Origin of the sequence: Microbacterium sp. IEGM 1404, from assembly GCF_030056775.1 — a bacterium.
In the GTDB taxonomy this organism is placed as follows: Bacteria; Actinomycetota; Actinomycetes; order Actinomycetales; family Microbacteriaceae; genus Microbacterium.
This window is the reverse complement of record NZ_JASHKP010000004.1, coordinates 1-23,481: the sequence shown is the minus strand read 5'-3', so window position 1 is coordinate 23,481 and position 23,481 is coordinate 1. Positions and strand designations below refer to the sequence as shown.

Below are 23,481 nucleotides of genomic sequence, written 5' to 3'. Positions count from 1 at the left end.
GTACGATGGTGCCTCCCGAGCCCCACCGGAGGACCGCGCGATGACCGAGAACCCCCTCGCCCACCGGCTCGACTACACGCTCGCCGAGCTCGGCGACGGCGCGCTCGCCGCCTCGCCGATCGCGCTGTTCCAGCGGTGGCTGGCCGATGCCGCCGACCTGCCCGAACCCAACGCGATGGTCGTTTCGACGGTGGATGCCACCGGCGCACCGACCTCGCGCACCGTGCTGCTGCGCGGGATCGACGACGACGGGGCGCTCTGGTTCTTCACGAACCGCGAGTCGCGGAAGGGACGCGCGCTCGCCGGGAATCCGGCGGTGTCGGTGCTGTTCCCCTGGTACGCGCTGCAGCGGCAGGTCATCGTCCTCGGCACGGCGACGCCGCTGCCGGCGGAGCGTGACGACGCGTACTTCGCCTCGCGTCCGCGCGGGTCGCAGCTGTCGGCCTGGGCGAGTCACCAGTCGGAGACCGTGGCATCCCGAGCCGCCCTCGAGGAGCAGATGGCCTCTGTGGAGGAGCGGTTCCCCGAGGGGTCGCCCGTGCCGCGGCCGCCGCACTGGGGCGGCTACCGGATCGAGCCGCGCGAGATCGAGTTCTGGCAGGGGCGCCCGTCGCGGTTGCACGACCGGATCACGTTCACGCGAGACGGCGACCGGTGGGCGGCGGTGCGGCGGCAGCCGTGAGCGGCCGCCCGCGGACTCAGTCGAGGCTCACGAGCCCCGCCTGCACCGCACGGATCAAGACCTGGATCCGGTCGCGCACATTCCACTTCGCCATCACGTTGCTCAGATGCGACTTCACCGTGGCCTCGGTGACGCTCTGCTGCCGCGCGATCTCGGCGTTCGAGAGCCCGCGCGCGAGCAACTCGACCACCGCGGCCTCGCGGGGAGTCAGGCGCTCGGCGGCGGTGAGACGCACGGTCCGCCCCTCTGTCGCCGGGGTCAACGAAGACACCAGCGCCCCCGCGACCGCCGGAGACAGCACGCGCAGGCCGCGGTGGACGTCGCGGATCCCCGCGATGATGTCATCCGGTTCCGAATCCTTCAGGAGATACCCGCCGGCACCCGCCTGGAGCATCGGCACGATCGTGTCGAGCGACCCGAAGGTCGTCAACGCCAACACCTGGATGCCGGGATGGTCGCGCGTGATCACCCCCGTGGCCGTGACGCCGTCCATCCGGGGCATCTGCGCGTCCATCATCACCACGTCCGGCGCGAGGGCCGCGATCTGAGCGAGCGCCTCCTCGCCGTCCGCGGCGGTGCCCACGACCTCGATGTCGTCGGCCTCACTGACGAAGACGCTGAGCGCGCGGCGGAGCAGGGACTCGTCATCGACGACCAACACCCGTATCCGCCCCATGCGGCCACCTTACGGACTCCGCCCGCACCCGTCGAAAGTGGCAGAACGGTTCCGACCTCCGCGGGAGGCGCGGGCCCTCGCCTCCGGCCAGAGTGGAACGTGACCGAAAGGGGAAGCCGTGTACGAAGCGAATGGAATCTGGACCGCCCTCTGCAAGTTCTTCGGCGTCTGCAGCTGAAAGCTGTGAGCCGGCGGTCTGCATAATGGTGCGATGACGTCGCGCCGAGGGACCTCGCGCCCGCGGATCGATTGGCTCGGCTCCCTCGGGGACTCGCTGCGAGAGCCGTCCGACCTGACGCGGACCGAATCCGTGGCCCTCCTGATCATGGTGGCGGTCGGCTTCGTCGGTCACCTCATCCTCAGCGCCGCGCAGGGAGCCGGGGTCGACGACGTCGTCTTCCAAGGCATCCTCACGCTCTGCTTCGCCCTGCCCGTCTGGCGATCGAGCATCTTCGTCGGCGCGATGCTGCTGCTCACGGCGGCCTCCGTCGCGCTCGACGCGGAACAGGAGGCGATTCTCGCCCTCGCCCTGGGGTGCGTCATCGTCGTGCGCTGCTGTTCCGCGGTGTTCCAGGTCGTCTACTTCGTCGCCTTCGTCGGCTCCGCGGTCGGCATCCGTCTCGTCCTGCCGGCTCAGGAACCCGCTTCGGGCTTCGTCGCGGCCCTCGTCGTGGCCGTCGGCGCGAGCATCATCGGGCTCGTCCTGCGCGCCCTGGCGGCCCGAGACGTGCAGAGCCGACGTCGACTGCTCGTGGCCGAACAAGCACGCGGGGAGATCGCGATGGAGGAGCGCCGCCGCATCGCAGACGACCTCCACGATGTCGTCGCCCACGACCTCACCGTCATCGCCATGCACGCGCGGCTCCTCGGCTACACCATCGACGGCGACGAGCGTCGCATCTCCGAACAGGCCATCGTGGACTCCGCACGACAGGCCCTCGCGGACATCCGTCGCGTCGTGCTCCTCGTGGGAGACACCGACGAAGGCACCGGTCGGACGGTGTACCAGCACGGGATCGTCGCGGCGGTCGCGGATCTGCGCGACGAACTGACCGCTGCGGGCTACCGGGTGACCGTGGAGAGCACGATCGCCGACGAAGCGGACGTCGACCGCCTCGTCAGCGGCACGCTCGCGCGGGTCGTGCGGGAAGCGGGGACGAACGTCCTCAAGCACGCCTCCGGTTCGCAGACCGTGAACATCCGCGTGAGCGCCTCGACGACCGAGGCCCGCGTGAGCGTGTGGAACTCGCTGCCGGAACGGCCCGATCCGATCGATGCGACGCGCGGCGGGTACGGGCTGGTGCGCATGGGCGAGCGGGTGCTCCTCCTCGGCGGAACCTTCGACGCCGCCCCGCGCGACGACGGATGGCACGTCGAGGCCGCGCTCCCCGTCCGCTGACCGCTGCGCTCGTCATCTCCCCCGAAAGTCGCAGACCACCTGCACTTTGGGATGGATTCTCCCCGCATCGCTTGAGGACCGCGGCGCCGCGCGTCAGCCTGGGGGCCGTTCGTCCATTCGAGGAAAGGTCCAGATGATGACAATGACGATGATGTCCCGGGATGCCGCTCTGTCCGCTCGCGTGGGGGCCGCCGTCGCGGCGATCCCCGACGACGGTCCGTTCGGGAACGCCGTGTCGGCTCCCGTCCTGGGAACCCCCGCCACCGTGGCGGCGGCGCCGGCCGCCGTCGCGACATGGAAGCTCGCCGCCGCCGCCGTCGGCGGGGGAGTGAGCGTCGTGGGTGCCTACGTCGCCGGCCGCGCCGTGGGGTCGTGGTGACCGTGGCGACGCTCGAAGCCCGGGTCGGCGACGCCGTCACGGTGTTCAGTTCGCGGCCCGCGATCGGTGAGGCCGTCCGCGTCCGATCGGATGCCGATGGCCCGGTGCTCGCGACCCCTCTCGCCCTCGCGGGCGCTTTCGCCGGCGGAGCAGCCATCGGTGGCGGCCTCGTGGCGGCGTTCGAGGCCGGTCGCGCCGTCGCCGGCGGGTGAGCGCAGCCACGGAACGTCCGGTCGGGAGGAGAGGGACATGAAGGTCTGGAAGCGGGTCGGTACGGCGACTCGGCGAGCCGCGGGATCGCGCGAGCGGGCTCTGCGCGCGAGTGAGTCGCTCGCCGCCGTCACCGCCGCGCTCGCGAGCCTCGAGGCCCTCTCCACCCGGCGGGACACCGGGGCGGGCGAACTCAACGACTGGCGGGTGCTGCGCGGAGGTCTCGCCGAGGACGCACCCGTCGTCGCCCGGGTTCTCGACGCGCTCGACAGCGACCGCGCGGACAAGGTCTTCCACGCGGTGCGCTGCGCGCTCGGGATCGCCGTGCTGCTCCCCGGTCGCGGCCGGACGTGGGACGGCATACGTCTGGGTGCCGACGCCGGGCTGAGCGTCCTGGGGATGATCAACCAGGCGCGCTCCCGGTACGGAGGCGACGGTTCCGACCAGGCCGCGCTGCAGGTCCACACGGCCGCCGCGCTCGCCCGCGCGGGCGGCGGCGCCAAATCCGTCGACGCGGGCCTGTGGTACCTGTCGCTGCAGGGGGTCCTGTCGTACGGCGTGTCCGGCTGGGTCAAGCTCGCCGGCCGCCCGTGGCGCGAAGGCGTCGCCGTCTCGGGCGTCATGCGGACCCACACCTACGGGCACGAGGGGGTCTGGAAGGTCCTGCGCCGGCATCCGCGCCTCGAGAAGGCCGCGACCGCGAGCATGCTCGTCTTCGAGTCGTCGTATCCCCTGGTCTACGTCGCCGGCCCCGTCGTCAGCGCCGGATATTCCGCCGTCGCGATGGCCTTCCACGCCGCCAACGGCGTCATCATGGGTCTCGGCCGATTCGTCTGGGGGTTCGCCGCGTTCCACCCCGCGATCGCGTACACCACGTCGGGCTGGTCCCGCGGGCGCGACCGCTCCGACACCCTGCCCCTCGTCGCGGGAGCCGTCCTCGCGACCGCCGTCACCTTGACCGCGGTCGACGCCGTGCGCCGCCGCATGCGCGTCCTCGACGGCCCCGCCTACCTCTCGCGGCTCACCACCCGACGGGGGAGCGTGCTCTCCTACGGGGGCAAGCAGCGGGGACATCGGACGATCGTCTTCCTGGTCAACGCCCTCTTCGCGACCCAGGACCACTTCGGGTGGATCACCGGCAACCTCGACCGATCCGAATCCGTCGACTTCATCACGTACGACCGCGCCGGTTACGGGGCCTCCCGCGAGGCGGAGGGCGACGCCTTCCGGATCGGGGATGCCGTGGCCGATCTGGTCGACCTCGTCACCGCCCTGGCGGACCCCGGACAGCGTGTGGTCCTCGCCGGACACTCGTACGGCGGAGAGGTGATCCGTCGCGCGGCCGAGGCGCTCCCCGACGGCGCCGTCGCCGGACTCGTCTTCCTGGATGCCACCCACCCCGCGCAGTTCGCCCAGTCCGCGTCGCAGCGGGAGGGGTTGAAGCTCGTGCGCGATGCGCAGCGCCAGATGGGCACGCTCGTGCGGGCCGGCCTCGGAGTCTTCCTGGATCACCCCGCCTGGGCGCGACGGCTGCCGACCCCGTTCCGCGTCAACGCCGAACGGAACTACCGCGACGGCCGGATGTGGCGCGCCGGTGCGCGCGAGCTGCGCGCGGTCGAAACCGAACTGGACGTCGCCGCTCCCCCCGAGATACGACCGCTCCCCGGTGTCGAGGGCCTCGTGATCTCGGCATCCCGAACGATGGCGGACCCCGACTCGGCCCGATTCCAGGCCTCGCTCGCGAGCACCTTCGGCACACAGAGCGACGGCGCTCCCGTGGTCTTCGACGCTACCCACGACACGCTGCTCACCGACGCCCTCATCGCCGGCGACGTCACCGACCGCATCCTCGAGTTCGTGCATCGGACGGAGGCCGCGTGATGGAGATCCGCAGTCTCGTCCGGGGCGGCAGCATGCTGCTGTTCTCCGGGGCCCTGACGCTCACGGTGCTGTCGCAGCTCCCCAGCCACTCGTTCGACCGCATGCGGCGACGCGACCTGTTCGGGCTGATCCCGAACTGGAAGTTCTTCGCGCCGGTGCCCGCCACCAGCGACCACGAAGTGTTCCACCGCCTGCGCAACCCCGACGGCACCTGGCAGGACTGGCAGCGGACCTCCCCGCCGGCGGCCCGCCGCTTCCTGCACCTCGTCTGGTTCCCCGGTCGCCGCGCCGATAAGGGGGTCTTCGACCACGCCTCGGAACTTGCCCAGCTGGCGGTGACGGTCGACCCTGTCGAGCTCGTGCTGTCGTCGTCGTACCGCACCATCGCCGCCACCGTCGGACGTTCCGTGCGCGTCGAGGGGGAGACCCCCGTCCATCAGTTCGCGATCATCACCCACGCGGGATCCGACGACGCCGTGCTGCCCGAGGTCGTGCTGCTCTCGCCCGCCCTCGGAGCGCCGTCCGACGGTGCACCCGCCCCCACCCCGCTGTCCCCGGTCGTTCCCTGAAGGAGTCCCCCATGACCTCGCTCATCATCCTCATCCTCGTCGGCGGTGCCGCCCTGGTCGTCGTCGCCGCCGGTCTGTGGCTCGCCCCCACGACGCGCGCCTCCATCAAGCGCCTCTTCGGCGCGGGCGGCGGCCGATGACGGCCGCGCCCTCCGCGGCGAAGGTCATCTCCGAGGAGTACGGTTCCGCCATCGTCGGCGTGTACGACGACATCTACGGCGAGCTCGACGAGGCCTCCGCCGAGATCACCGCACTGCGCGAGTGGGTCCTGCGGGCCGGAGGGCGCGGAGCCGTGGTCGAGTTGGGCGTGGGAACGGCCCGCGTGCTGGGCCCGCTCGCGCGGTCGCTCGCCGGTGAGCCCGGGCTGCGTTTCGTCGGCATAGACGGCTCCGCCGCCCTCCTGGCGCAAGCGGCCGAGCGGTATCCGGACGTTCCGTTCGACCTGCACGAGAGCGACTTCAGCGGCGCAGGGCTCGACGCCATCGTCCCCCCGGGTTCGGCGGCCCTCGTCTTCTGCGTGTGCGCGTCGTTCTCCATGCTGCCCGACCCCACGGCCCAGGTCGCCGCCCTCCGCAACATCGCAGCGATGCTCGCGCCCGACGGCGTGGCCGTCATCGAGACCCATTCCCCGGCGTTCGTGCTCGAGGTCATCGGATCGGCGCCGACCTCGATGTTCATCCCCTACGCGCGGCACGAGACCGGGCTGGCGTGCTTCTCGTCCGTCGAGGACGGGATCTGGCGGATGCGTCAGACCTGGATGGACGGGGATCGGACGACCTCGGTCCTGGAGCGGAGCGTCCTGACGGCGCCGTCCGACCTGCAGGCCCTCGCCGCCGCCGCCGGTCTGTCGGTGACGGGCCTGACGGGCGGTCTCGCCGGTGGGGAATTCGTCTCGCCGTCGTCGCCGCTCTACGCCGTGACTCTGCGCCGCGACGCGGCGGCCGGCGCGTCGTGACCGCGCTCGAGCTCCGCGCGGTCGAGAAGCGGTACCGGAACACCGTCGCCCTCGCCGACTACTCCCTCACCGTGCCCTCGGGGAGGGTCACGGCGTTCGTCGGGCCGAACGGCGCGGGCAAATCGACGGCGATGCGGCTGCTGGGAGGGCTGCGCGAGCCGGACGGCGGGGAGGTCCTCGTCGACGGGCGCCGGATGTCCCCCGATGACCGCGTCCGCATCGGGCACATGCCGGAGGAGCGCGGACTCTACCTCGACGAGACGGTGCGCGCTCAGCTGCGCTACTTCGCCCGACTCGTCGGCATCCCGCCGCGTTCCGTCGGCGAGCACGTCGATCTGATCCTCGAACGCGTCGGCGTGGCCGAGTTGAGCGATCGCCGCTTCGCCGCGCTGAGCCTGGGCAATCGCCAGCGGGCGCAGTTGGCCCTCGCGCTCCTCGGTCACCCCCGGTACCTGCTGCTGGACGAGCCGTTCTCGGGACTCGACATCGACGGCCTCGCGCAGGTCTCGGACGTCGTGCGCAGCTTGGCATCCGACGGTGTGGGCGTGCTCGTCTCGAGTCACCAGCTGGAGGTCGTGGCCTCCATCTCCGATCGCGTCGCAGTCATCGCCCGGGGCAGGGCGGTCGCCGAAGGGCCGCTGTCGGACGTCCTGGGCACATCCGGGTCGTCCCTCCGAGAGCTGCTGGGGGAAGCGGCATGAACGCCGCCGCCGCGTGGCGCTCGTTCACGACTGTTCTGCGCCGGGATCTGTTCCGGCAGCTCTTCACCGCCGCGCAGCTGACCCTGTTCGCGCTGATGGCGGTCATCGTCGCGCTGCTCGTCGTGGCGCCGCAGCTGGTCGGCTCGTCCAGTGCACCGCCGCGCATCCACGCGGTCGCCTCCCCGGAGGTCATCGCGGCGGTCGAGGACGCGGAACCCGGTTGGGACGTCGAGCCCGCCACTGCGATCCCCGCGGAGTTGGGCGCGGACGTGGCGGTGGTCGTCACCGGGGGCGTCGTCGAGGTCCGAGTGGAGAAGGCGTCGCAGGCGGCCGGCGCGAGCGCTGTCGGCGACCGGTTCGCGACCGCCGCGCTCGCCGTCGCCGCCGCGCAACCCGCCCCCGCGATCGTCTACGGGTTCGACTTCGACGACGGCGACGCCGTCCTCACCCGCGTGCTCACCCTCGTCGCGACCCTGCTGACGTTCTCGGTCATCGCGGGCCGGGCGGCCTGGACCTTCGGCGCGCTGTCCCGTGACCTGACGCTCGGTCTCTTCGACGGCGTGCTGTCCCGCACGTCGCCGCTCGGGGTCGTCGGCGGGCGTCTCGTCGCGGCCGTCATCGGCGGCGTGGTGCAGATCGGCGCCCTCGGCGCGCTCGCGGCATCGCTTCTCGTCGTCGTCGGGGAACGTGCGACGGCTCTCCGTGTGGCGCAGCTCGCGGTGCCGCTCGCGCTGTGGGCCGCGGCGGGCATCGCGATGCTGGTCGCGTTCGCCACGGTGCTGGTCCTGCTCTTCCGGGGCGGGGGAACCGCGTCGATCGGGATCGTCGTGCAGCTCATCGGGTTCCTGGCGTTCGGTGTGCTGATCGTCGCGGTGCTCGACCCGGACGCGGCGTGGATCGGCGTGGCCAGCCTCATTCCGCCCGTCTCGATCGTCCTTCTGCCGGTCGGGGTGGCCGAGGGGCGCGTCGATGTCGCGGATGCCACGGTGGCCGGCCTGGCGATGGCGACCACGATCGGCATCCTGCTGTGGCTCTCGCTGCGCGTCTGGCGTGCGGCGACCCGGACCGATGATGCGGCGGCGATGTGGCGCGAGGTCTTCCGACGTCGTCGGCCCGAGGCGGGAGTGTCCTCGTGAGCCCGCGTCGCTCGGGCCCGCGCGCCGGCGGTCTGGCGTTGATCGCCGCGTACGCGCGTCCCCATCGCCTCGGCATCGGCATCGGTGTGCTCCTCGGCCTTTTCGCCACCGGGGTCACCCTGGCCACACCGCTCGCGGCGAAGTGGGTTCTCGACGGTCTCGGGGCCGGGCTCGACCTGGCCGGACCGGTCGGCGCGCTCGTGATCCTTCTTCTCGTGGGCACCTGCGCCGGGTTCGCGCAGACGGTCGTGCTCGGTCGTCTGGCCGAGCGCATCGTGTTGGACGCCCGGCGTTCCCTCATCCAGCGATTCTTCCGGGCACGGCTCGAGCAGATCCAGCGCTTCCGAACAGGCGAGCTGGTCACCCGGGTCACCAGCGACACGGTCCTGCTGCGCGCCGCCGCCACCAGCAGCGTGGTCCAGCTCATCAACGGCGCGGTCGCGTTGGTGGGAACGGTGATCCTGATGGCGTTCCTCGACGAAGTCCTTCTGTTGACGACCCTTGCCGCGCTCGCCCTGGTGGGCGGCCTGTTCGCGGTGTTCCTGCCGCGCATCGGTCGGGCGACCAAACGCGCACAGGATGCCATGGGCGAGTTGGGCTCTTCGCTCGAAGGCGGGATGCGGGCGCTGCGGACGATCAAATCGAGCCGCGCCGAGGATCGCGAGATCGCCCGCGTGACGGCCAGCGCGGAAGACTCTGCGCGCCACTCGATCCGTTCAGTGTGGTTCTCCGCACTCGTCTGGGCCGTCGCCGGCGGGGGGATGCAGCTGTCGCTGGTCGCGGTGCTCGGGCTCGGCGCGTGGCGGGTCTCATCGGGCGAGCTGGCCGTCTCGAGTCTCGTGGCGTTCCTGCTGTACGCGGTCAACATCATCGACCCCATCACCACCCTCGCCGGGGCGTTCGCCTCGATCCAGGCGGGGCTGGCGGCCGCCGCGCGCATCACCGAGACCTCGCACCTCGAGCTCGAAGACACCCGCCGCCGCCCCGCCTCCGATCCGGAGCGCCGCATCGACTGCGCGGCCCCGGTGCTCGCGGTGCGGGACGTCAGGGCAGCGTATGGCGACGGCGCGCGCGACGTTCTCCGCGACGTCACCATCGAGATCCCGCGAATCGGTCATGTCGCGCTGGTCGGACCGTCCGGTGCAGGCAAGACGACGGTCTTCTCGCTCCTGCTCCGCTTTATGGACCCGCGGGAGGGCCACGTGGAACTGGACGGCACGCCCTATGCCCACCTCAGCATCGACGACGTACGTTCTCGCATCGCCTACGTCGAGCAAGAGACGCCGGTGATCCCGGGGACGGTGCGCGACAACGTGCTGTTCCGGGTCGACGACGGCACGGACGAGGAGGCGTGGGTGGCGCTGACGGCAGTGGGCCTGGACGAGCGGATCCGGGCCTTGCCCGAGGGTCTCGACACGGCTGTGGTCGAGACGAGCCTGTCGGGCGGTGAGCGACAGCGACTGGCCGTGTCTCGTGCGTTGGTGCGCCGGCCGTCCGTCCTCCTCCTGGACGAGGCGACCGCCCAGTTGGACGCCGGAGCAGAGGCGGCGATCCAGGAGATCATCGCGGAGACGGCGGCCACGGGGGCCGTCGTCACGATCGCGCACCGGCTCTCGACGATCTTGGAGGCGGATCAGATCATCGTGTTGGACGCGGGGTCGGTGCGGGACTCCGGGACGCATGACGAACTCCTGCGTCGGGACGATCTCTACCGTGGCCTGATCCAGGCGCTCCGGATCGAGGCTCGCGGGGAACAGCTCGCCGGCAATCTGCGGCGTTGATCGGACGCTGTCGCCGCGGGCTGGACCTGAGGCACCGGCGCGCCCGCGACCCGCGCCCGCAGCGCGTCCCGGGGCGCGGAGACCGCACCGCCGTTCGAGCATCCGGAGGACCTGATCGCACGAATACCGCCGAGCGTCGTCCCACGGCGTCCGCCTCCGCACAAGGGCAACCTCCGAATGCTCCCCGCCCCGCCCCGCCCCGTAGATTCGGCATGACCTCATCCGTCGCACGAGTCGCGGCATCCTGAGGTCGACGTTCGGGGAGGCGGGACCATGGCGAAGAAGAACACCGACGCGCGGCAGCTCGACGAGAAGGCTTTCGTCGAGGCGACGTCCGAGGCGAAGTCGCGCTACGGCCGGTTCAACCTCGCGATCGTCGGCGCGTCAGGCGTGGGGAAGTCGTCGCTCGTCAACGCGGTGTTCGGGCGCGACTGGGCGAAGGTCGGGCGCGGGTTGCCGGTCACGCGGGGCGTGCACTTCTACAGCGACGACTCGCTCGGCATCTGGGACGTGGAGGGGTTCGAGATCGGCTCGCCCGTCGCGCCGGATCAGCAACTGCGCAACCACCTGGATGCCATCGCGGCCCACCCCGGCGATCACCAGATCTCCGTCGTCTGGTACTGCGTGCGGGCCGCCGACGACCGGCTCACCCCGGCCGACATCGCCATGATCCGCGAGCTCGATGCGCGGGGGCTGCCGGTGATCCTCGTGCTGACCAAGGTCGACTGGATCAAGAACCCGATCACCGGGCACCAGGGCGTCGCGAAAGACCTGCAGGCGTTCGTCGACTGGCTCAACGACCCCGTCGACCCGGCGACGGGCGAGCGGCTTCGCATCCCGTACCGACGGGTCATCCTCACCTCCACCCGCGACCGCCACGGGAAGGGGAAGGGGCACGGCCTCGGTGACCTTGTCACGGAGACCCTCGCACTCGCCCCCGACCGCGACAAGGACGCCTTTCGCATCGCACAGCGACTCAACCTCCCGTGGAAGAGGGAGATGGCGCGGCCGATCATCGCCGCGGCGTCCGCAGCGGCCGCGGGCGCGGCGTCCGTTCCGCTTCCTGTCTCGGATGCTGTCACGCTGGCGCCGATCCAGCTGACGATGATGGGGCGCATCGCCGCCATCTACGACCTCGAGGTCAAGACGATGCTCTCGGCCGGAGCGCTCGCGCAGTTCGGCGTGCAGGTGGCCGGGCGTGCGCTCGCGACGAGCTTCCTGAAGCTCATCCCCGGCGCGGGGATCGTCGTGAACGCGGCGGTGGCGGCGGCGCTGACGGCGGCGACGGGCGAGAGCTGGCTCAAGATCTGCGAGCTGCTGCACACCGGCAAGATCGACGTGCGCAAGCTCGACCAGGAGTGGGCGAAGTACGCACCGAGCTTCATGGACGTCGCGCGGAAGCTCGTCGAGCGGCGGGTGGGGCGGAAGTAGCGCCCGGCCGAGTGACCGCGCGCTAGACCCGCGGCACCGGCCCGCCCGCGACCCACGCGCGCAGCGCGGCCAGGCGGGGTTCGTCGAGGCCCACGACGTCGACCGTCTTCACGCCGCCGATGCCGTCGGCATCCTTCCGCCCCGATCGGCGGGCGAGTCCGTCGGGCATCCGGTGGGCGGTGAAGTCGAGCGTCGAGTCGACGACCACGACCTCGTCGCCCGGGGGCAGATCGCGGGCGCGCTGGATCAGCGCCTGCACCTTCCAGTGCTCCCACAGCACGTTCGGACCCGTGTCGATGCGGTCGTCGGTGGGGGTGGCCGGGAGTTCGGCGGCATCCGGGAATCGAACGGCATCCGCGAGACCGAGGTGCTCCGCCAGGGCGCGGAGGGCGTCGGGATTCGTGAGGCGGCGGGTGTACCAGACGATGTCGGCGCCCGCGGCGGCCAGCTCGCGGATGCCGTCGATGATGGGCAGGCGGAAGAAGAACCGGCCGTCGGGGGTCACGGCGCCGTCGCCGGGAACCGGGAGCGGCGCGTACTCGCGACCCTCCCTCATCGCCGCGTAGTCGCGGGCGGGAGAGTCGATCTCGACGAGCAGCACTCCCTCGACGCCGAGCAGGATCGTGTGGCGGCTCATCCCGGCAGTCTGCCAGGCGCTACCGCGGCACCTCGACGCCCGCGCGCGCCGTCAACGCCGGCACCAGCACGGGCGTCCGGTCGCGGTACGCGCGGTAGTCGGCGCGGTCGCCCCACTTCTCGTCGGCGCGCTTCTCCAGGAGCGGGATGCCGCTGACCCGGGTGAGCAGCAGGATCACGAACAGCGGCGACAGCACCGCCACCCACTGCCAGCCCTGCAGCACCGGCACGGCCACGAGGAACACGCCGACCCACACGAGGATCTCGCCGAAGTAGTTGGGGTGCCGCGAGCGCGACCACAGGCCCGTGCGGATGAACTCGCCCTTGTTCGCCGGGTCGGCGCGGAACGCCTGCTTCTGCATGTCGGCGACGATCTCGAACACCATGCCGACGATCCACACGACGATCCCCGCGATCGCGAAACCGTCGAGGGGCGCGCGGTCTCCGGCATCCGCGCTCATGGCGATCCACGCGGCCGACGCGGTGAGCGACACCCACAGACCCTGGATCGCCCACACCTGCAGGAAGCGCAGTGGCTTTGTCTTGATCTCGTCGAACCGGCCGTCCGACCCCGAACGGTGCACGCGGGCGAACAGGAACGAGCCCAGGCGTGCCGCCCACACGATCACCATCGCCGCGAGGATCCACCCGCGGGCGTCCTGACCGGGGGCGAGGAAGGCGACCGCGACCGACACCGCGATGAACGTGAGGCTGCCGGTGAGGTCGAAGAAGCGCTCGGTGCGGCGGAGCGCCGAGGGGATGAAGACGAGGAACTGGATGACGAACGCCGCCGCCACCGTGAGGGCGAACACCGGGATGCCGGCCACCCGCGCTCCCGAGAAGCTTCCGGCGACGGCCAGCCCCGCGCCGATGAGCACCGCCATGATCACGGCGATCAGCGCCGAACGGTTCTGCGTCGCGCGCGAGCCGGTGGAGGGGGGAACGGGGGCGGTCATGACGGGACTCCTCGGTACAGCGACGCGATCGTCTCGGTGGCGCGATGCACCACCACGCGACGCTTGATCTTCATGGTGGGGGTGACGAGTTCGCGGTCGTCGAGGTCGGCGACGACGAGCTCGAAGCGGCGCACCTGCTCGCTGCGGGCGACGAGCGCGTTCGCGGCGTCGACGGTGCGCTGCAGGTGCGCGTGCAACCGTGGCTCGTCCACGGCGCGCAGGTCTGTCGGGGTGCGGACATCGAGAGGCAGACCGGTGGATGCCGCCCACGCGGCCGCCTGCTCGGCATCCAGGATCAGGAGGGCGCTGAGATACGGCTTGCCCTCGCCGACCATGACCGCGTGCTGCACGAGCGGGTCGGATTCGACCGCGGACTCCCAGCGCGCGGGCACGACGGTCTTGCCGTTCGAGGTGACGATGACGTCTTTCAGGCGCCCCTCGAGCACGAGCCTTCCGGCGTCGTCGAGGCGGCCGAGGTCGCCGGTGCGGAAGAAGCCGTCGACGAACGCGTCCCCGTCGTGCCGCGGGTCGCGGTACCCCGCGAACACGCCCGCGCCCTTCGCGAGCACCTCGCCCTCGTCGCTGATGCGCACCGTCGACCCCGGCAACGGCAGCCCGACCGTGCCGGAGGCGATGCGCCCGGGCAGGTTGCCGGTCAACGGCGCCGTGGTCTCGGTGAGGCCGTAGCCCTCGATGACCGGAACCCCCAGTCCGCGGAAGAACAGCGACAGCTCGCCGTCGAGGGTCGCGCCGCCCGAGAGCATGTAGTCGACGCGGCCGCCCATGACGGCGCGGAGGCGACGGTAGAACAGGGCGTCGAAGACTCCGTGGCGCACCCGATGACCGAGCGGGGCGCGGCGGGGAGTGCCGGCATCCCGCAGCTCGGCGAGGCGCCCCTCGGCGATGGCCGTCGCACGCGCCCGGGCCCACACGCCCGACAGGCCCTTCGCGGCGGCCTTGTCGCCCGCGGCCGCCTGGATCTTCTGCAGGACCCGCGGGACGACGACCAGGAACGTGGGACGCAGGGTCGCGAGCGTGGGAACCACGGCGGCGGCGTCGGACAGGTGCGCGATGCGCATGCCGCTGGCGATGCAGATGAGCTGGAGGCCCCGCGCGAGGACGTGCGCGAGCGGGAGGAAGATGATCGTGTTGCCCCCGGAGTGCACCACCTCGCGGTAGGCCGCGGCGATGTTCAGGACCTGGCCGAGGAAGTTCGCGTGGGTCAGCACCGCGCCCTTCGGCTCGCCTGTGGTGCCCGACGTGTAGACGATCGTGGCGGGATCGTCGTGTCCCGCGCGCGTGCGCCGGTGCTCGAGCTCGTCGTCGGCGACCGCGATGCCGTGCGTGCGGAGCGCGTCGAGATCGTCCATCCCCCAGACCCCGATGGCGCCGTCCGCGGATGCCAGCGCCGAGGTCAGCAGGTCGACGTGCGTCGCGGTGCCCCCGATGCCCACGCGGATCCGCGCGTCGGCGACGATGGCCGCCACCTGGCTCGGTGACGAAGAGTCGTAGACCGGAACGACGACCCCGCCGGCGAACCACGTCGCCAGGTCGGCCACCGCCCACTCGTACCGCGTGGGCGCCATGATCGCGACGGCGTCGCCGGGCCCGAGGCCGATGGCGATGAGGCCCTTCGCGAGGGTGCGCACCTCGTCGAGGAAGGTCGCGGTCGACACGGGAACCCACGCTCCGGTGCCGTCCGGGTCGTTCGGGCTCGCGGCCGGAGGGACCTCGAAGGCGGCGTGATCGGGCGCCTCGGCGGCACGACGGACCAGCAGATCAGTGACGTTCGCGTAGGCGTCGAGCGACGCCAATGCCCGCGTGTGCGACTCGCGCATCTCTCGCTCCCGCGTCGGGTGGTGCGGGCCGCCTCGCGGACGGGCCCGCGGTGGGCAGGGTGCGCCACCATCTGATGTCTTCGGAGCCCCGGGCCGTCCGGATTTTGTTGCGTTCCCCAACTTACCTCTTGCGCTTCGGCCGGACGTGGTTTAGCTTTGCCGTCGAAGCGCTTCCCGGAAGCGCTTAGACAGCTACGAGGGAGTCGCTATGGCAGGCATCGACGAAGTCGCCCGCGCGGCGGGCGTGTCGATCAGCACCGTCTCCTACGCGCTGAGCGGCAAGCGTCCGGTCTCGGCGGAGACGCGACGCCGCATCCAGGCCGCGGTGCACGAGCTCGGGTACAGCCCCAACGCCGGTGCCCGCATGCTCGCCGGCAGCCAGACGCACATCTTCGCGCTGTCCGAGCCGCTGCGGGCCGACAGCCACGCGCCCAGCCACATGGCGTTCATGCACGCCATGACCGTCGCCGCCCGCCGCAAGGAGTACGACATGCTCCTGCTCACCGACGAAGACGCGTCGGCCGGCATGAAGCGGGTCGCGGCGAGCGGACTCGTGGATGCCATCCTCGTGCTGGACGTCGCCCCCGACGACCCGCGCGTCGCGATCGCCCGCGCCAGCGTGACGCCGACGCTGTTCGTCGGCATCCCGAACGACCACGACGACCTCGTGTGCGTCGACCTCGACTTCGAGCGCGCGGCCGTCGAGGCCGTCGACCGGCTCGCCGACGCGGGGCACCGCGAGATCGGCCTCATCGGCGGATCGCGCCGCGCGTACGAGAAGTCGAACTTCCCGCCCCGCGTGCGCGCTGCCGTCGTGGCGCGCGCGGCCGAACGCGGCGGGCACGCCCGGGCCGTGGCATCCGGCGAGGTCGTCACCGATCGCGCCCACGTGCGCGAGTCGGTGCGCGAGTTCATCGCGGCCGGCGTGACCGGGATCGTGCTGCACGCCCCGGAAGAGGTGCTGCAGGTCGTGCTCGTCGAACTCGCCGCGCTCGGCAAGAGCATGCCGGGCGACGTCTCGATCGTGTCGGTCGGCAGCAGCTTCGACACCGACACGCAGCCCACCCCGGTCGACTCGATCCCGCTGGTGCCGCAGAGCTCGTGCGAGCTCGCGGTCGACCTCGCCATCGAGCTGATCGCCGGACGCCCCGTGGCATCCGGTCTCCATCTCATCCCACCGACCTATCTCGAGCGCGGCTCCGTCGCCGCGGCTCCCTCCGACTGACCCTCCCATCTCCACAGCCTGCGTCGTTCGCCCATTATCGAAGCGCTTCGACGCATCCGCCCCCGCTAGCGGACACCCACCAACCCAGCGGATCACAGTGAAAGGAGTGCCAACGATGGCACGCACGAACGCACAACGACGCGCGACCCGAGCCCTCGCGGCCGTCGGCTCGATCGCCGTCGCCGCCCTCACCCTCTCCGCCTGCAGCGGAGGAGGCGGTGACGCCGGATCGACCGACGGCGCCGGCAAGACCCTCACGCTCTGGCACTACGAAGGCGCCGACAGCGCGATGGCCAAGGCCTGGAACGCCGCCATCCCGATCTTCGAGGAGCAGACCGGCGCCACGGTGAAGGTCGAGGAGAAGTCCTTCGAGCAGATCCAGAAGACCGCCAGCCAGGTGCTCGACACCGACGCGGCCCCCGACCTGCTCGAGTTCAATAAGGGCAACGCCACCGCGGGTTTCCTCGCGAGCACCGGGCTCATCGCCGACATCAGCGACGCCGTCACGCAGTACGGGTGGGATGCCAAGCTCGCCCCGTCGCTGCAGACCACCGCGAAGTACACCGCCGACGGCGTCATGGGCGGCGACACCTGGTACGGCGTGCCGAACTACGGCGAGTTCGTCGGCGTCTACTACAACCTCGACGCCTTCAAGGCCGCCGGCCTGGAGGTGCCGAAGACCTACGACGAGTTCGTGAAGGTGCTCGACGCGTTCGTCGCGAAGGGCATCACGCCCCTCGCCGAGGCCGGCGCCGAATACCCGCTCGGACAGCTCTGGTACCAGCTCGCGCTGACTAAGGCCGACCGCTCGTGGGTCGACGACTACCAGCTGTACAAGAACCCCGTCGACTGGACGGGGTCGGAGGTCACCTACGCCTCCGACACCCTGAAGGACTACGTCGACAAGGGCTACATCGCGAAGGACGTCTCGTCGGTCAAGGCCGAGGATGCCGGAGTCTCCTTCATCAACGGCACCTCGCCGATCTTCGTCTCGGGCTCGTGGTGGTACGGCCGCTTCGCCTCCGACGCGACGTTCGACTGGTCGCTCGCGGCCTTCCCGGGCTCGAAGCTGTCGCTCGGCTCCTCGGGCAACCTCTGGGTGGTGCCGGAGCGCTCGAAGCAGAAGGACCTCGCCTACCAGTTCATCGACATCACGATGAGCCCCGAGATCCAGGCGATCATCGGCAACAACGGCGGCGTGCCCGTCGCGGCGGACACCGCCGACATCACGGATGCCAAGAGCAAGGAGCTCATCGACACGTTCAACGGCATCCTCGACGAGGACGGTCTGTCGTTCTACCCCGACTGGCCCGCGCCCGGCTTCTACGACGTGCTCGTGCAGGAGCTGCAGGGCCTGGTGACCGGCTCGCAGGACGCGGCGACGACGAACGCCAACCTCGGGAAGAAGTACGACGAAGGCACGGCGGACTTCCGCTGATGGCTCTCCTCTCCCGTCCGGCTGCTCGGGTGGCACTCCCGCCCGAGCAGCCGGCCATCCCCCAACGCAGCGGCGGCACCGCCGGCTACTGGATGTACCTGCTGCCCGGCTTCGTGCTGCTGCTGGTGATCGTCATCGTGCCGCTCCTGTGGAACGTGCTGCTCACGTTCACCAAGTGGCGCGGCGTCGGCGACCCCGAGTTCATCGGCCTCGACAACTGGGTGAAGCTGGTCGGCGACGAGGACTTCTGGACCTCCTTCACCAACTCGGTGTGGATGGTCCTCGCGATGGTCGTCGTCCCCACCGTGATCGGTCTCGCCGTGGCGGCGCTGCTGTTCGACGTCGTCGGCCGGAAGTTCGGCGGCAAGGTCGGCAGCTTCCTCCGCGCGACGTACTACCTGCCGCAGATCCTCCCCATCGCCGTGGCCGGCATCGTCATCGGCTGGATCGTCCGGCCCGGCGACACCGGTGCCCTCAACCAGATCCTGGGCAGCCTCGGCATCCCGTCGTACGACTGGCTCGGGCAGATGCCGTCCGCGCTCATCGTGCTCATGGTCGTGCTGGTCTGGGTGCAGATCGGCTACCCGGTCGTGGTGTTCATGGCCGCGCTGCAGCGGGTCGACCCCGAACTGTACGAGGCCGCCGAGCTCGACGGGGCGAACTGGTTCCAGCGGTTCACCGCGATCACGATCAGCATCATCCGCCCCGAGATCTTCGTCGTCACCCTGACGTGCACGATCGCGGCGCTGAAGGTGTTCGGCCCGGTCTACGTCATCACCCAGGGCGGGCCCGCCGGTTCCACCATCGTCCCGGCGTACTACGCCTACCTCGAGTTCTTCACGAAGCGGAACGTCGGCTACGGCGCGACCATCGCGACGGTGCTGACGATCCTCGTCGTCATCGTGTCGATCGTGTTCATCCGCGTGCAGACCTCGCTCGAACGCAAGGAAAGGGCCGGACTGTGACCGCCACCGCCGTCATCACCACCGGGCGCGCCCCACGTCGCGGACCCCGCGGCGGCATGAGCCGTCGGCGACCCGTCGACTGGCTGCTGCTCGCGCTCGTCGTCGTCGGGGCGCTGCTCGTGCTCGCGCCGTTCTACCTCGTGCTCGTGAACTCGTTCAAGTCGCCGGTCGACTACGCCACGTCGGGGCCGCTCGCCCTGCCGCAGCAGCTCGACTTCGGCGGGATCATCGACTTCTGGAACCGGGTCGACTTCCCCAGGAAGGTCGGCAACTCGGTCCTCATCTCGGGCATCGTCGCGGTGCTCGCCGTGCTCATCTCGATGCTGAACGCCTTCGCGATCGGCATCGGGCGGGTGCGCGGTCGCACGGGGATCGTGCTGCTGTTCCTGCTGGCGAACCTCCTCCCGCAGGAAGCGCTGCTCTACCCGCTGTACTACATGTTCAAATCCGTCGGTCTGTACGACAATCTGCTGTCGGTGATCATCGTGTTCACGGTGGTCCAGGCGGCCTTCGGCACGTACCTGCTGTCGTCGGTCTATGGCACGTTCCCCCGCGAGATCCTCGAGGCCGCCGCGATCGACGGCGCGAGCCGGTGGCAGATCCTCTGGCGCGTCGTCTTCCCGATCAGCCGGCCCACGCTGTCGGTGCTCGTCATCTTCTTCTTCATCTGGACGTGGAACGAGTTCCTGATCCCCCTGACGTTCCTGGCATCCAATGACAACCAGACCGTGCCCGTGGCCATCAGCGTCCTGCAGGGCGACCGACTGATGGATGTCACCACGATCAGCGCTTCGGCTCTGCTCGGCATCATCCCGACGCTCATCTTCTTCTTGATCTTCCAGCGCACGCTTACGCGTGGCATCACGGCGGGGGCCGTGAAGTGAGGGTCTTCCCCATTTCGTCTACGCCGACTCGCGGCATCACGGCAGGAGCAGTCACGCAATGAAGTTCACCGATGGTTTCTGGCTCATGCGGCCGGGCGTCACCGTCGACTACGCCGCCGAGGCGTACGACATCGAGTCCGCCGACACCCCCGACGGGCCGGGGCTGGTCGTGCACGCGCCGACGAAGGTCATCGCCAAGCGCGGCGACGTGCTCAACCGCAGCGTCCTCACCGTGACGCTGTCGTCGCCGCTCGACGGTGTCGTGCGAGTGCGGATCGTCCACCACGACGGGGCGCGGCGGCCCGTCGGGTTCGCGCTGCCAGGGGCGGTCGTGGGCGGCGGCGCCGTCGACGTCGCGGCTGGCACGCTCACCGCGGGTCGACTGACCGCGCGCGTGACACCGGGGGCGCCGTGGGACCTGTCGTTCGAGGTCGACGGGACGCGGGTCACGGGCAGTGGCCACCGCTCCCTGGGGCGCGTGAGTCTCGCCGAGGGGGCGGACGTCGAGACCGGCGTGATCTCGAACACGGGGGCCGACACGGGCGTGCCCTCGGCGCGGCACTACCTGCACGAGCAGCTCGACCTCGGCGTCGGCGAGGCGGTCTACGGCCTCGGCGAACGCTTCGGACCCGTCGTGAAGAACGGCCAGACGGTCGACATCTGGAACGCCGACGGCGGCACCTCGAGCGAGCAGGCGTACAAGAGCGTGCCGTTCTACGTCTCGTCGGGCGGCTACGGCGTGCTCGTGAACGACCCCGGACACGTGTCGTTCGAGATCGGGTCCGAGAACGTCGAGCGCGTGCAGTTCTCCGTCTCGGGTGAGGCGCTGGAGTACTTCGTCATCGCCGGACCCACCCCGAAGGACGTGCTCGAGCGGTACACGGCCCTCACCGGGAGGCCGCCGGTCGTGCCGGCGTGGTCGTTCGGCACGTGGCTCACGACGTCGTTCACGACCGACTACGACGAAGCGACCGTGAACTCGTTCATCGACGGCATGGCCGAGCGCGACCTGCCTCTGTCGGTGTTCCACTTCGACTGCTTCTGGATGCGCGAATTCAACTGGACCGACTTCACGTGGGACGAGCGGGTGTTCCCGGATCCGGATGCCATGCTCCGACGCCTCCACGACCGGGGCCTCCGCGTATCGGTGTGGATCAACCCGTACATCGCGCAGCGTTCGCCGCTGTTCGCCGAGGGGGTCGCGAACGGCTACTTCGTGCGGCGCCCGGACGGCACGCCGTGGCAGTGGGACCTGTGGGTGCCGGGCATGGCGCTCGTCGATTTCACCAACCCGGATGCCGTGCGCTGGTACCAGTCGTACCTGCGGCGCCTCATCGCGCAGGGGGTGGACTGCTTCAAGACCGACTTCGGCGAGCGGATCCCCACCGACGTCGTGTACTTCGACGGCACGGATCCCGAGCGCATGCACAACCTGTACGCGCAGCTGTACAACCAGGCCGTGCACGAGGTGCTCGTCGAGGAGCGCGGCGTCGGCGAGGCGGTGCTCTTCGCGCGGTCGGCGACGGCGGGCGGGCAGACGATGCCCGTGCACTGGGGCGGCGACAACTCCTCGACGTTCGCGTCGATGGCGGAGACGCTGCGCGGAGGTTTGTCGCTCGCGTGGAGCGGGTTCTCGTTCTGGAGCCACGACATCGGCGGCTTCGAGGGGACTCCCGACCCGGCCGTGTTCAAGCGTTGGATCGCGTACGGGATGCTGTCGTCGCACAGCCGCTTCCACGGGTCGGACTCGTATCGGGTGCCGTGGGCGTTCGACGAAGAAGCGGTCGACGTGACGCGCCAGTTCTCCCGCCTCAAGCTGCGCCTGATGCCCTACCTGTACGCGGCGGCGCGTTCGGCTGCTTCCACGGGCGTTCCGGTGATGCGGCCGATGGCGCTGGAGTTCCCCGACGATCCCACGACGCTGCACCTCGACCGCCAGTACATGCTCGGGTCGGATGTTCTCGTGGCGCCGGTGTTCTCGGCATCCGGGGATGTCACGTTCTACCTGCCCGCGGGGGAGTGGACGCACCTTCTCTCCGGGGAGCGGGTCACGGGCGGAGGGTGGCGCCGTGAGACGCACGGCTTCGATTCGCTGCCGCTGTACGTGCGGCCCGGTGCGGTGCTGCCGTGGGGTGCGCGAGATGACCGCCCCGACTACGACTATCTCGACGGGCTCACGCTGCGCGTGTTCCCGGGGGGATCGGGCGCGGCCGAGGTGACGGTGACGGCTCCCGACGGTCGGACGGAGACGTTCCGCGTGGATCGCGCGGAGGTGACGGAGTAGGCCCCGGCGTACGCTGACGGCATGCTCGTGATCGGGTCGATCGTCATCCGGGTCGATGATCTGCACGCCCAGATCCGGTTCTGGTCGGCGGCCCTCGGATACACCGTGCGGGAGCCGATCGACGACGACTTCGCGCTGCTGCGAGCGGCCGATGGCGCCGGGCCGAACGTCTCGCTCGACGCGCAGCGTTCGGAGCGGGTCCTTCCGCCGCGGATCCACCTCGACCTCTACGCCGACGACCGGGCCGCGGAGGTGCGTCGACTCGTGGGGCTCGGTGCGACCGAGGTGGAGTGGGACGGCAGGCCCGCCGACGCGGACTACGTGATCCTGCAGGACCCCGAGGGCAATCGCTTCTGCGTGATCGACGCGGCCGCGTGATGTCGTCCTCACACCGCCTCCGCGAGGTCGCGCCCGGGGTGTTCGTCGCCACGAGTCGGGTCATGCAGACGACGTCGACGGTGGTCGTCGAGGGCGGTCGTGCCCTGCTGATCGATCCGGCGTGGATGCCGGACGAACTCGACGCGCTCGCCGCGGCGCTGCGGGAGCTCGGGCTGGTCGTCGCCGAAGGGTTCGCGACCCATGCGCATCACGATCACCTGCTGTGGCATCCGGGGTTCGGTGACGTGCCGCGGTGGGCGTCGGCGCGGACGGCCGAGCTCGCGGCCGTCGAGCGGAACGCGTTGGTCGCCGCGCTCGGTGCGGAGTTCCCGGCCGAGCTGGTCGAGTTGATGGGACGGGTGGATGCCGGCTCCCCGACGTTCGAGGTCGACCTCGTCGTGCACGACGGACACGCGCCGGGGCACACGGCGGTGTGGTTGCCCGGGCCGCGGGTGCTCGTCGCCGGCGACATGCTGAGCGATGTCGAGCTGCCGTTGCCGTTCTGGCCGGACGACGTGCCCGCGTACGAACGGGCGCTCGAGGTGCTGGAGCCGTATGCGCGGGCTGCTCGGGTGGTGATCCCGGGGCACGGCGCCGTCGGCACGGACGCGTTCGCACGGTGGGAGGCCGACTGTCGGTACCTCGCCGACGTGCGACGGACCGGCGAGTCGGACGATCCGCGGCGGGCGAACCCGGGCATGGAGGACGAGTACACGCACCTGCGGGACCTGCTGGCGTAGGGAGGCGCGGGCGTCCCGTCTGCTGCCGGGGCGCGCCGGCACTCGTGGGGCCGCGCATCCGGGACGCACCGGCACCCGCGGGGGCCCGCCCCCGGGACGCGCCGGCACGGCGCCCGCGGGGCCGCCTCCGTGGGCGCCGGCACCCGGGACGCGCTGGCATCCGGCACGCGCCGGCACCCGTGGGGCCGCGCACCCGCGCCAAGGCCCCTGACCTCGGGTTCAGAACGGGGCCGGTTCGCGGTCATGGTCGGGGTGGGGTGGTGGCGCCGTGGGCGTGGGGTCGTCGGGGAGGAATCAGACCGCTGGTGTGTAGGGGAGGGGGTGGTCGGTGTAGACG

The 23,481-nt window shown here is 70.9% G+C and carries 23 protein-coding genes; 19 read left to right on the top strand and 4 right to left on the bottom strand.

The window, feature by feature from the left end; translation table 11 throughout:
* Positions 1 to 40: 40 nt before the first annotated feature.
* Complete coding sequence (pdxH, locus tag QM517_RS14515; protein WP_283288362.1) at positions 41 to 682, top strand: pyridoxamine 5'-phosphate oxidase; 642 nt, start codon at positions 41 to 43, stop codon at positions 680 to 682.
* 16 nt (positions 683 to 698) lie between these two features.
* Here the strand turns inward: pdxH and QM517_RS14510 are convergent, their stop codons facing one another.
* Positions 699 to 1,358 carry a response regulator gene (locus tag QM517_RS14510; RefSeq protein ID WP_283288359.1) on the bottom strand — a complete coding sequence of 220 codons (660 nt, stop codon included), beginning with the start codon at positions 1,356 to 1,358 and terminating at the stop codon, positions 699 to 701.
* Between the two features lie 211 nt (positions 1,359 to 1,569).
* Between QM517_RS14510 and QM517_RS14505 the strand changes: the two genes are divergently transcribed.
* From QM517_RS14505 to QM517_RS14455, 11 genes are all read left to right on the top strand, one after another.
* Positions 1,570 to 2,757: a sensor histidine kinase gene (locus tag QM517_RS14505; RefSeq protein ID WP_283288357.1), complete on the top strand. Its 1,188-nt coding sequence runs from the start codon at positions 1,570 to 1,572 to the stop codon at positions 2,755 to 2,757.
* 142 nt (positions 2,758 to 2,899) lie between these two features.
* Entirely contained in the window at positions 2,900 to 3,136 is a 237-nt protein-coding gene (locus QM517_RS14500) for a hypothetical protein (RefSeq protein ID WP_283288355.1), read from the top strand.
* On the top strand, positions 3,133 to 3,348 hold the full coding sequence (locus QM517_RS14495) for a hypothetical protein (protein WP_283288353.1): 216 nt from the start codon (positions 3,133 to 3,135) through the stop codon (positions 3,346 to 3,348). The genes QM517_RS14500 and QM517_RS14495 overlap by 4 nt, the downstream gene beginning before the upstream one ends.
* Positions 3,349 to 3,385: 37 nt before the next feature.
* Complete coding sequence (locus tag QM517_RS14490) at positions 3,386 to 5,227, top strand: alpha/beta fold hydrolase (RefSeq protein WP_283288352.1); 1,842 nt, start codon at positions 3,386 to 3,388, stop codon at positions 5,225 to 5,227.
* Complete coding sequence (locus tag QM517_RS14485; RefSeq protein WP_283288351.1) at positions 5,227 to 5,796, top strand: hypothetical protein; 570 nt, start codon at positions 5,227 to 5,229, stop codon at positions 5,794 to 5,796. The genes QM517_RS14490 and QM517_RS14485 overlap by 1 nt, the downstream gene beginning before the upstream one ends.
* 11 nt (positions 5,797 to 5,807) lie before the next feature.
* Complete coding sequence (locus QM517_RS14480) at positions 5,808 to 5,936, top strand: hypothetical protein (protein ID WP_283288350.1); 129 nt, start codon at positions 5,808 to 5,810, stop codon at positions 5,934 to 5,936.
* Entirely contained in the window at positions 5,933 to 6,751 is an 819-nt protein-coding gene (locus tag QM517_RS14475; protein ID WP_283288347.1) for a class I SAM-dependent methyltransferase, read from the top strand. The genes QM517_RS14480 and QM517_RS14475 overlap by 4 nt, the downstream gene beginning before the upstream one ends.
* Positions 6,748 to 7,452, top strand: coding sequence for an ABC transporter ATP-binding protein (locus QM517_RS14470; protein ID WP_283288345.1), 705 nt, complete (start codon positions 6,748 to 6,750; stop codon positions 7,450 to 7,452). The genes QM517_RS14475 and QM517_RS14470 overlap by 4 nt, the downstream gene beginning before the upstream one ends.
* Positions 7,449 to 8,588, top strand: a complete 1,140-nt coding sequence (locus QM517_RS14465) for a hypothetical protein (RefSeq protein ID WP_283288343.1) — start codon at positions 7,449 to 7,451, stop codon at positions 8,586 to 8,588. The genes QM517_RS14470 and QM517_RS14465 overlap by 4 nt, the downstream gene beginning before the upstream one ends.
* On the top strand, positions 8,585 to 10,369 hold the full coding sequence (locus QM517_RS14460) for an ABC transporter ATP-binding protein (RefSeq protein WP_283288340.1): 1,785 nt from the start codon (positions 8,585 to 8,587) through the stop codon (positions 10,367 to 10,369). The genes QM517_RS14465 and QM517_RS14460 overlap by 4 nt, the downstream gene beginning before the upstream one ends.
* Before the next feature lie 273 nt (positions 10,370 to 10,642).
* Entirely contained in the window at positions 10,643 to 11,800 is a 1,158-nt protein-coding gene (locus QM517_RS14455) for a GTPase family protein (protein WP_283288338.1), read from the top strand.
* A 22-nt stretch (positions 11,801 to 11,822) separates the two neighbouring features.
* On the opposite strand, the gene QM517_RS14450 is transcribed toward QM517_RS14455, so the two are convergent.
* The 3 genes from QM517_RS14450 to QM517_RS14440 are packed head-to-tail and all read right to left on the bottom strand — an operon-like array spanning position 11,823 to position 15,230.
* Positions 11,823 to 12,437, bottom strand: a complete 615-nt coding sequence (locus tag QM517_RS14450; protein WP_283288335.1) for a hypothetical protein — start codon at positions 12,435 to 12,437, stop codon at positions 11,823 to 11,825.
* A 19-nt stretch (positions 12,438 to 12,456) separates the two neighbouring features.
* Complete coding sequence (locus QM517_RS14445; protein ID WP_283288333.1) at positions 12,457 to 13,392, bottom strand: DUF1295 domain-containing protein; 936 nt, start codon at positions 13,390 to 13,392, stop codon at positions 12,457 to 12,459.
* The gene (locus tag QM517_RS14440) at positions 13,389 to 15,230 is read right to left on the bottom strand and encodes an AMP-dependent synthetase/ligase (RefSeq protein WP_283288331.1); all 1,842 of its coding nucleotides are present in this window, start codon (positions 15,228 to 15,230) and stop codon (positions 13,389 to 13,391) included. The genes QM517_RS14445 and QM517_RS14440 overlap by 4 nt, the downstream gene beginning before the upstream one ends.
* Before the next feature lie 208 nt (positions 15,231 to 15,438).
* Here QM517_RS14440 and QM517_RS14435 point away from each other — a divergent pair, with 208 nt between their 5' ends.
* The 7 genes from QM517_RS14435 to QM517_RS14405 all read left to right on the top strand — a co-directional run bounded on the left by QM517_RS14435 (position 15,439) and on the right by QM517_RS14405 (position 23,144).
* The gene (locus QM517_RS14435) at positions 15,439 to 16,455 is read left to right on the top strand and encodes a LacI family DNA-binding transcriptional regulator (protein WP_283288329.1); all 1,017 of its coding nucleotides are present in this window, start codon (positions 15,439 to 15,441) and stop codon (positions 16,453 to 16,455) included.
* 115 nt (positions 16,456 to 16,570) lie between these two features.
* Positions 16,571 to 17,893 (top strand): ABC transporter substrate-binding protein, encoded by a 1,323-nt coding sequence (locus QM517_RS14430; RefSeq protein WP_283288327.1) that lies wholly within the window; start codon positions 16,571 to 16,573, stop codon positions 17,891 to 17,893.
* The gene (locus QM517_RS14425) at positions 17,893 to 18,858 is read left to right on the top strand and encodes a carbohydrate ABC transporter permease (protein WP_283288324.1); all 966 of its coding nucleotides are present in this window, start codon (positions 17,893 to 17,895) and stop codon (positions 18,856 to 18,858) included. Before QM517_RS14430 ends, QM517_RS14425 begins: the two co-directional genes overlap by 1 nt.
* Positions 18,855 to 19,742 carry a carbohydrate ABC transporter permease gene (locus tag QM517_RS14420; RefSeq protein WP_283288321.1) on the top strand — a complete coding sequence of 296 codons (888 nt, stop codon included), beginning with the start codon at positions 18,855 to 18,857 and terminating at the stop codon, positions 19,740 to 19,742. Before QM517_RS14425 ends, QM517_RS14420 begins: the two co-directional genes overlap by 4 nt.
* A 58-nt stretch (positions 19,743 to 19,800) precedes the next feature.
* Complete coding sequence (yicI, locus tag QM517_RS14415; RefSeq protein ID WP_283288319.1) at positions 19,801 to 22,026, top strand: alpha-xylosidase; 2,226 nt, start codon at positions 19,801 to 19,803, stop codon at positions 22,024 to 22,026.
* 21 nt (positions 22,027 to 22,047) lie between these two features.
* On the top strand, positions 22,048 to 22,404 hold the full coding sequence (locus tag QM517_RS14410; protein ID WP_283288317.1) for a VOC family protein: 357 nt from the start codon (positions 22,048 to 22,050) through the stop codon (positions 22,402 to 22,404).
* Complete coding sequence (locus QM517_RS14405; RefSeq protein ID WP_283288315.1) at positions 22,404 to 23,144, top strand: MBL fold metallo-hydrolase; 741 nt, start codon at positions 22,404 to 22,406, stop codon at positions 23,142 to 23,144. Before QM517_RS14410 ends, QM517_RS14405 begins: the two co-directional genes overlap by 1 nt.
* The last annotated feature ends 337 nt before the right edge of the window (positions 23,145 to 23,481 follow it).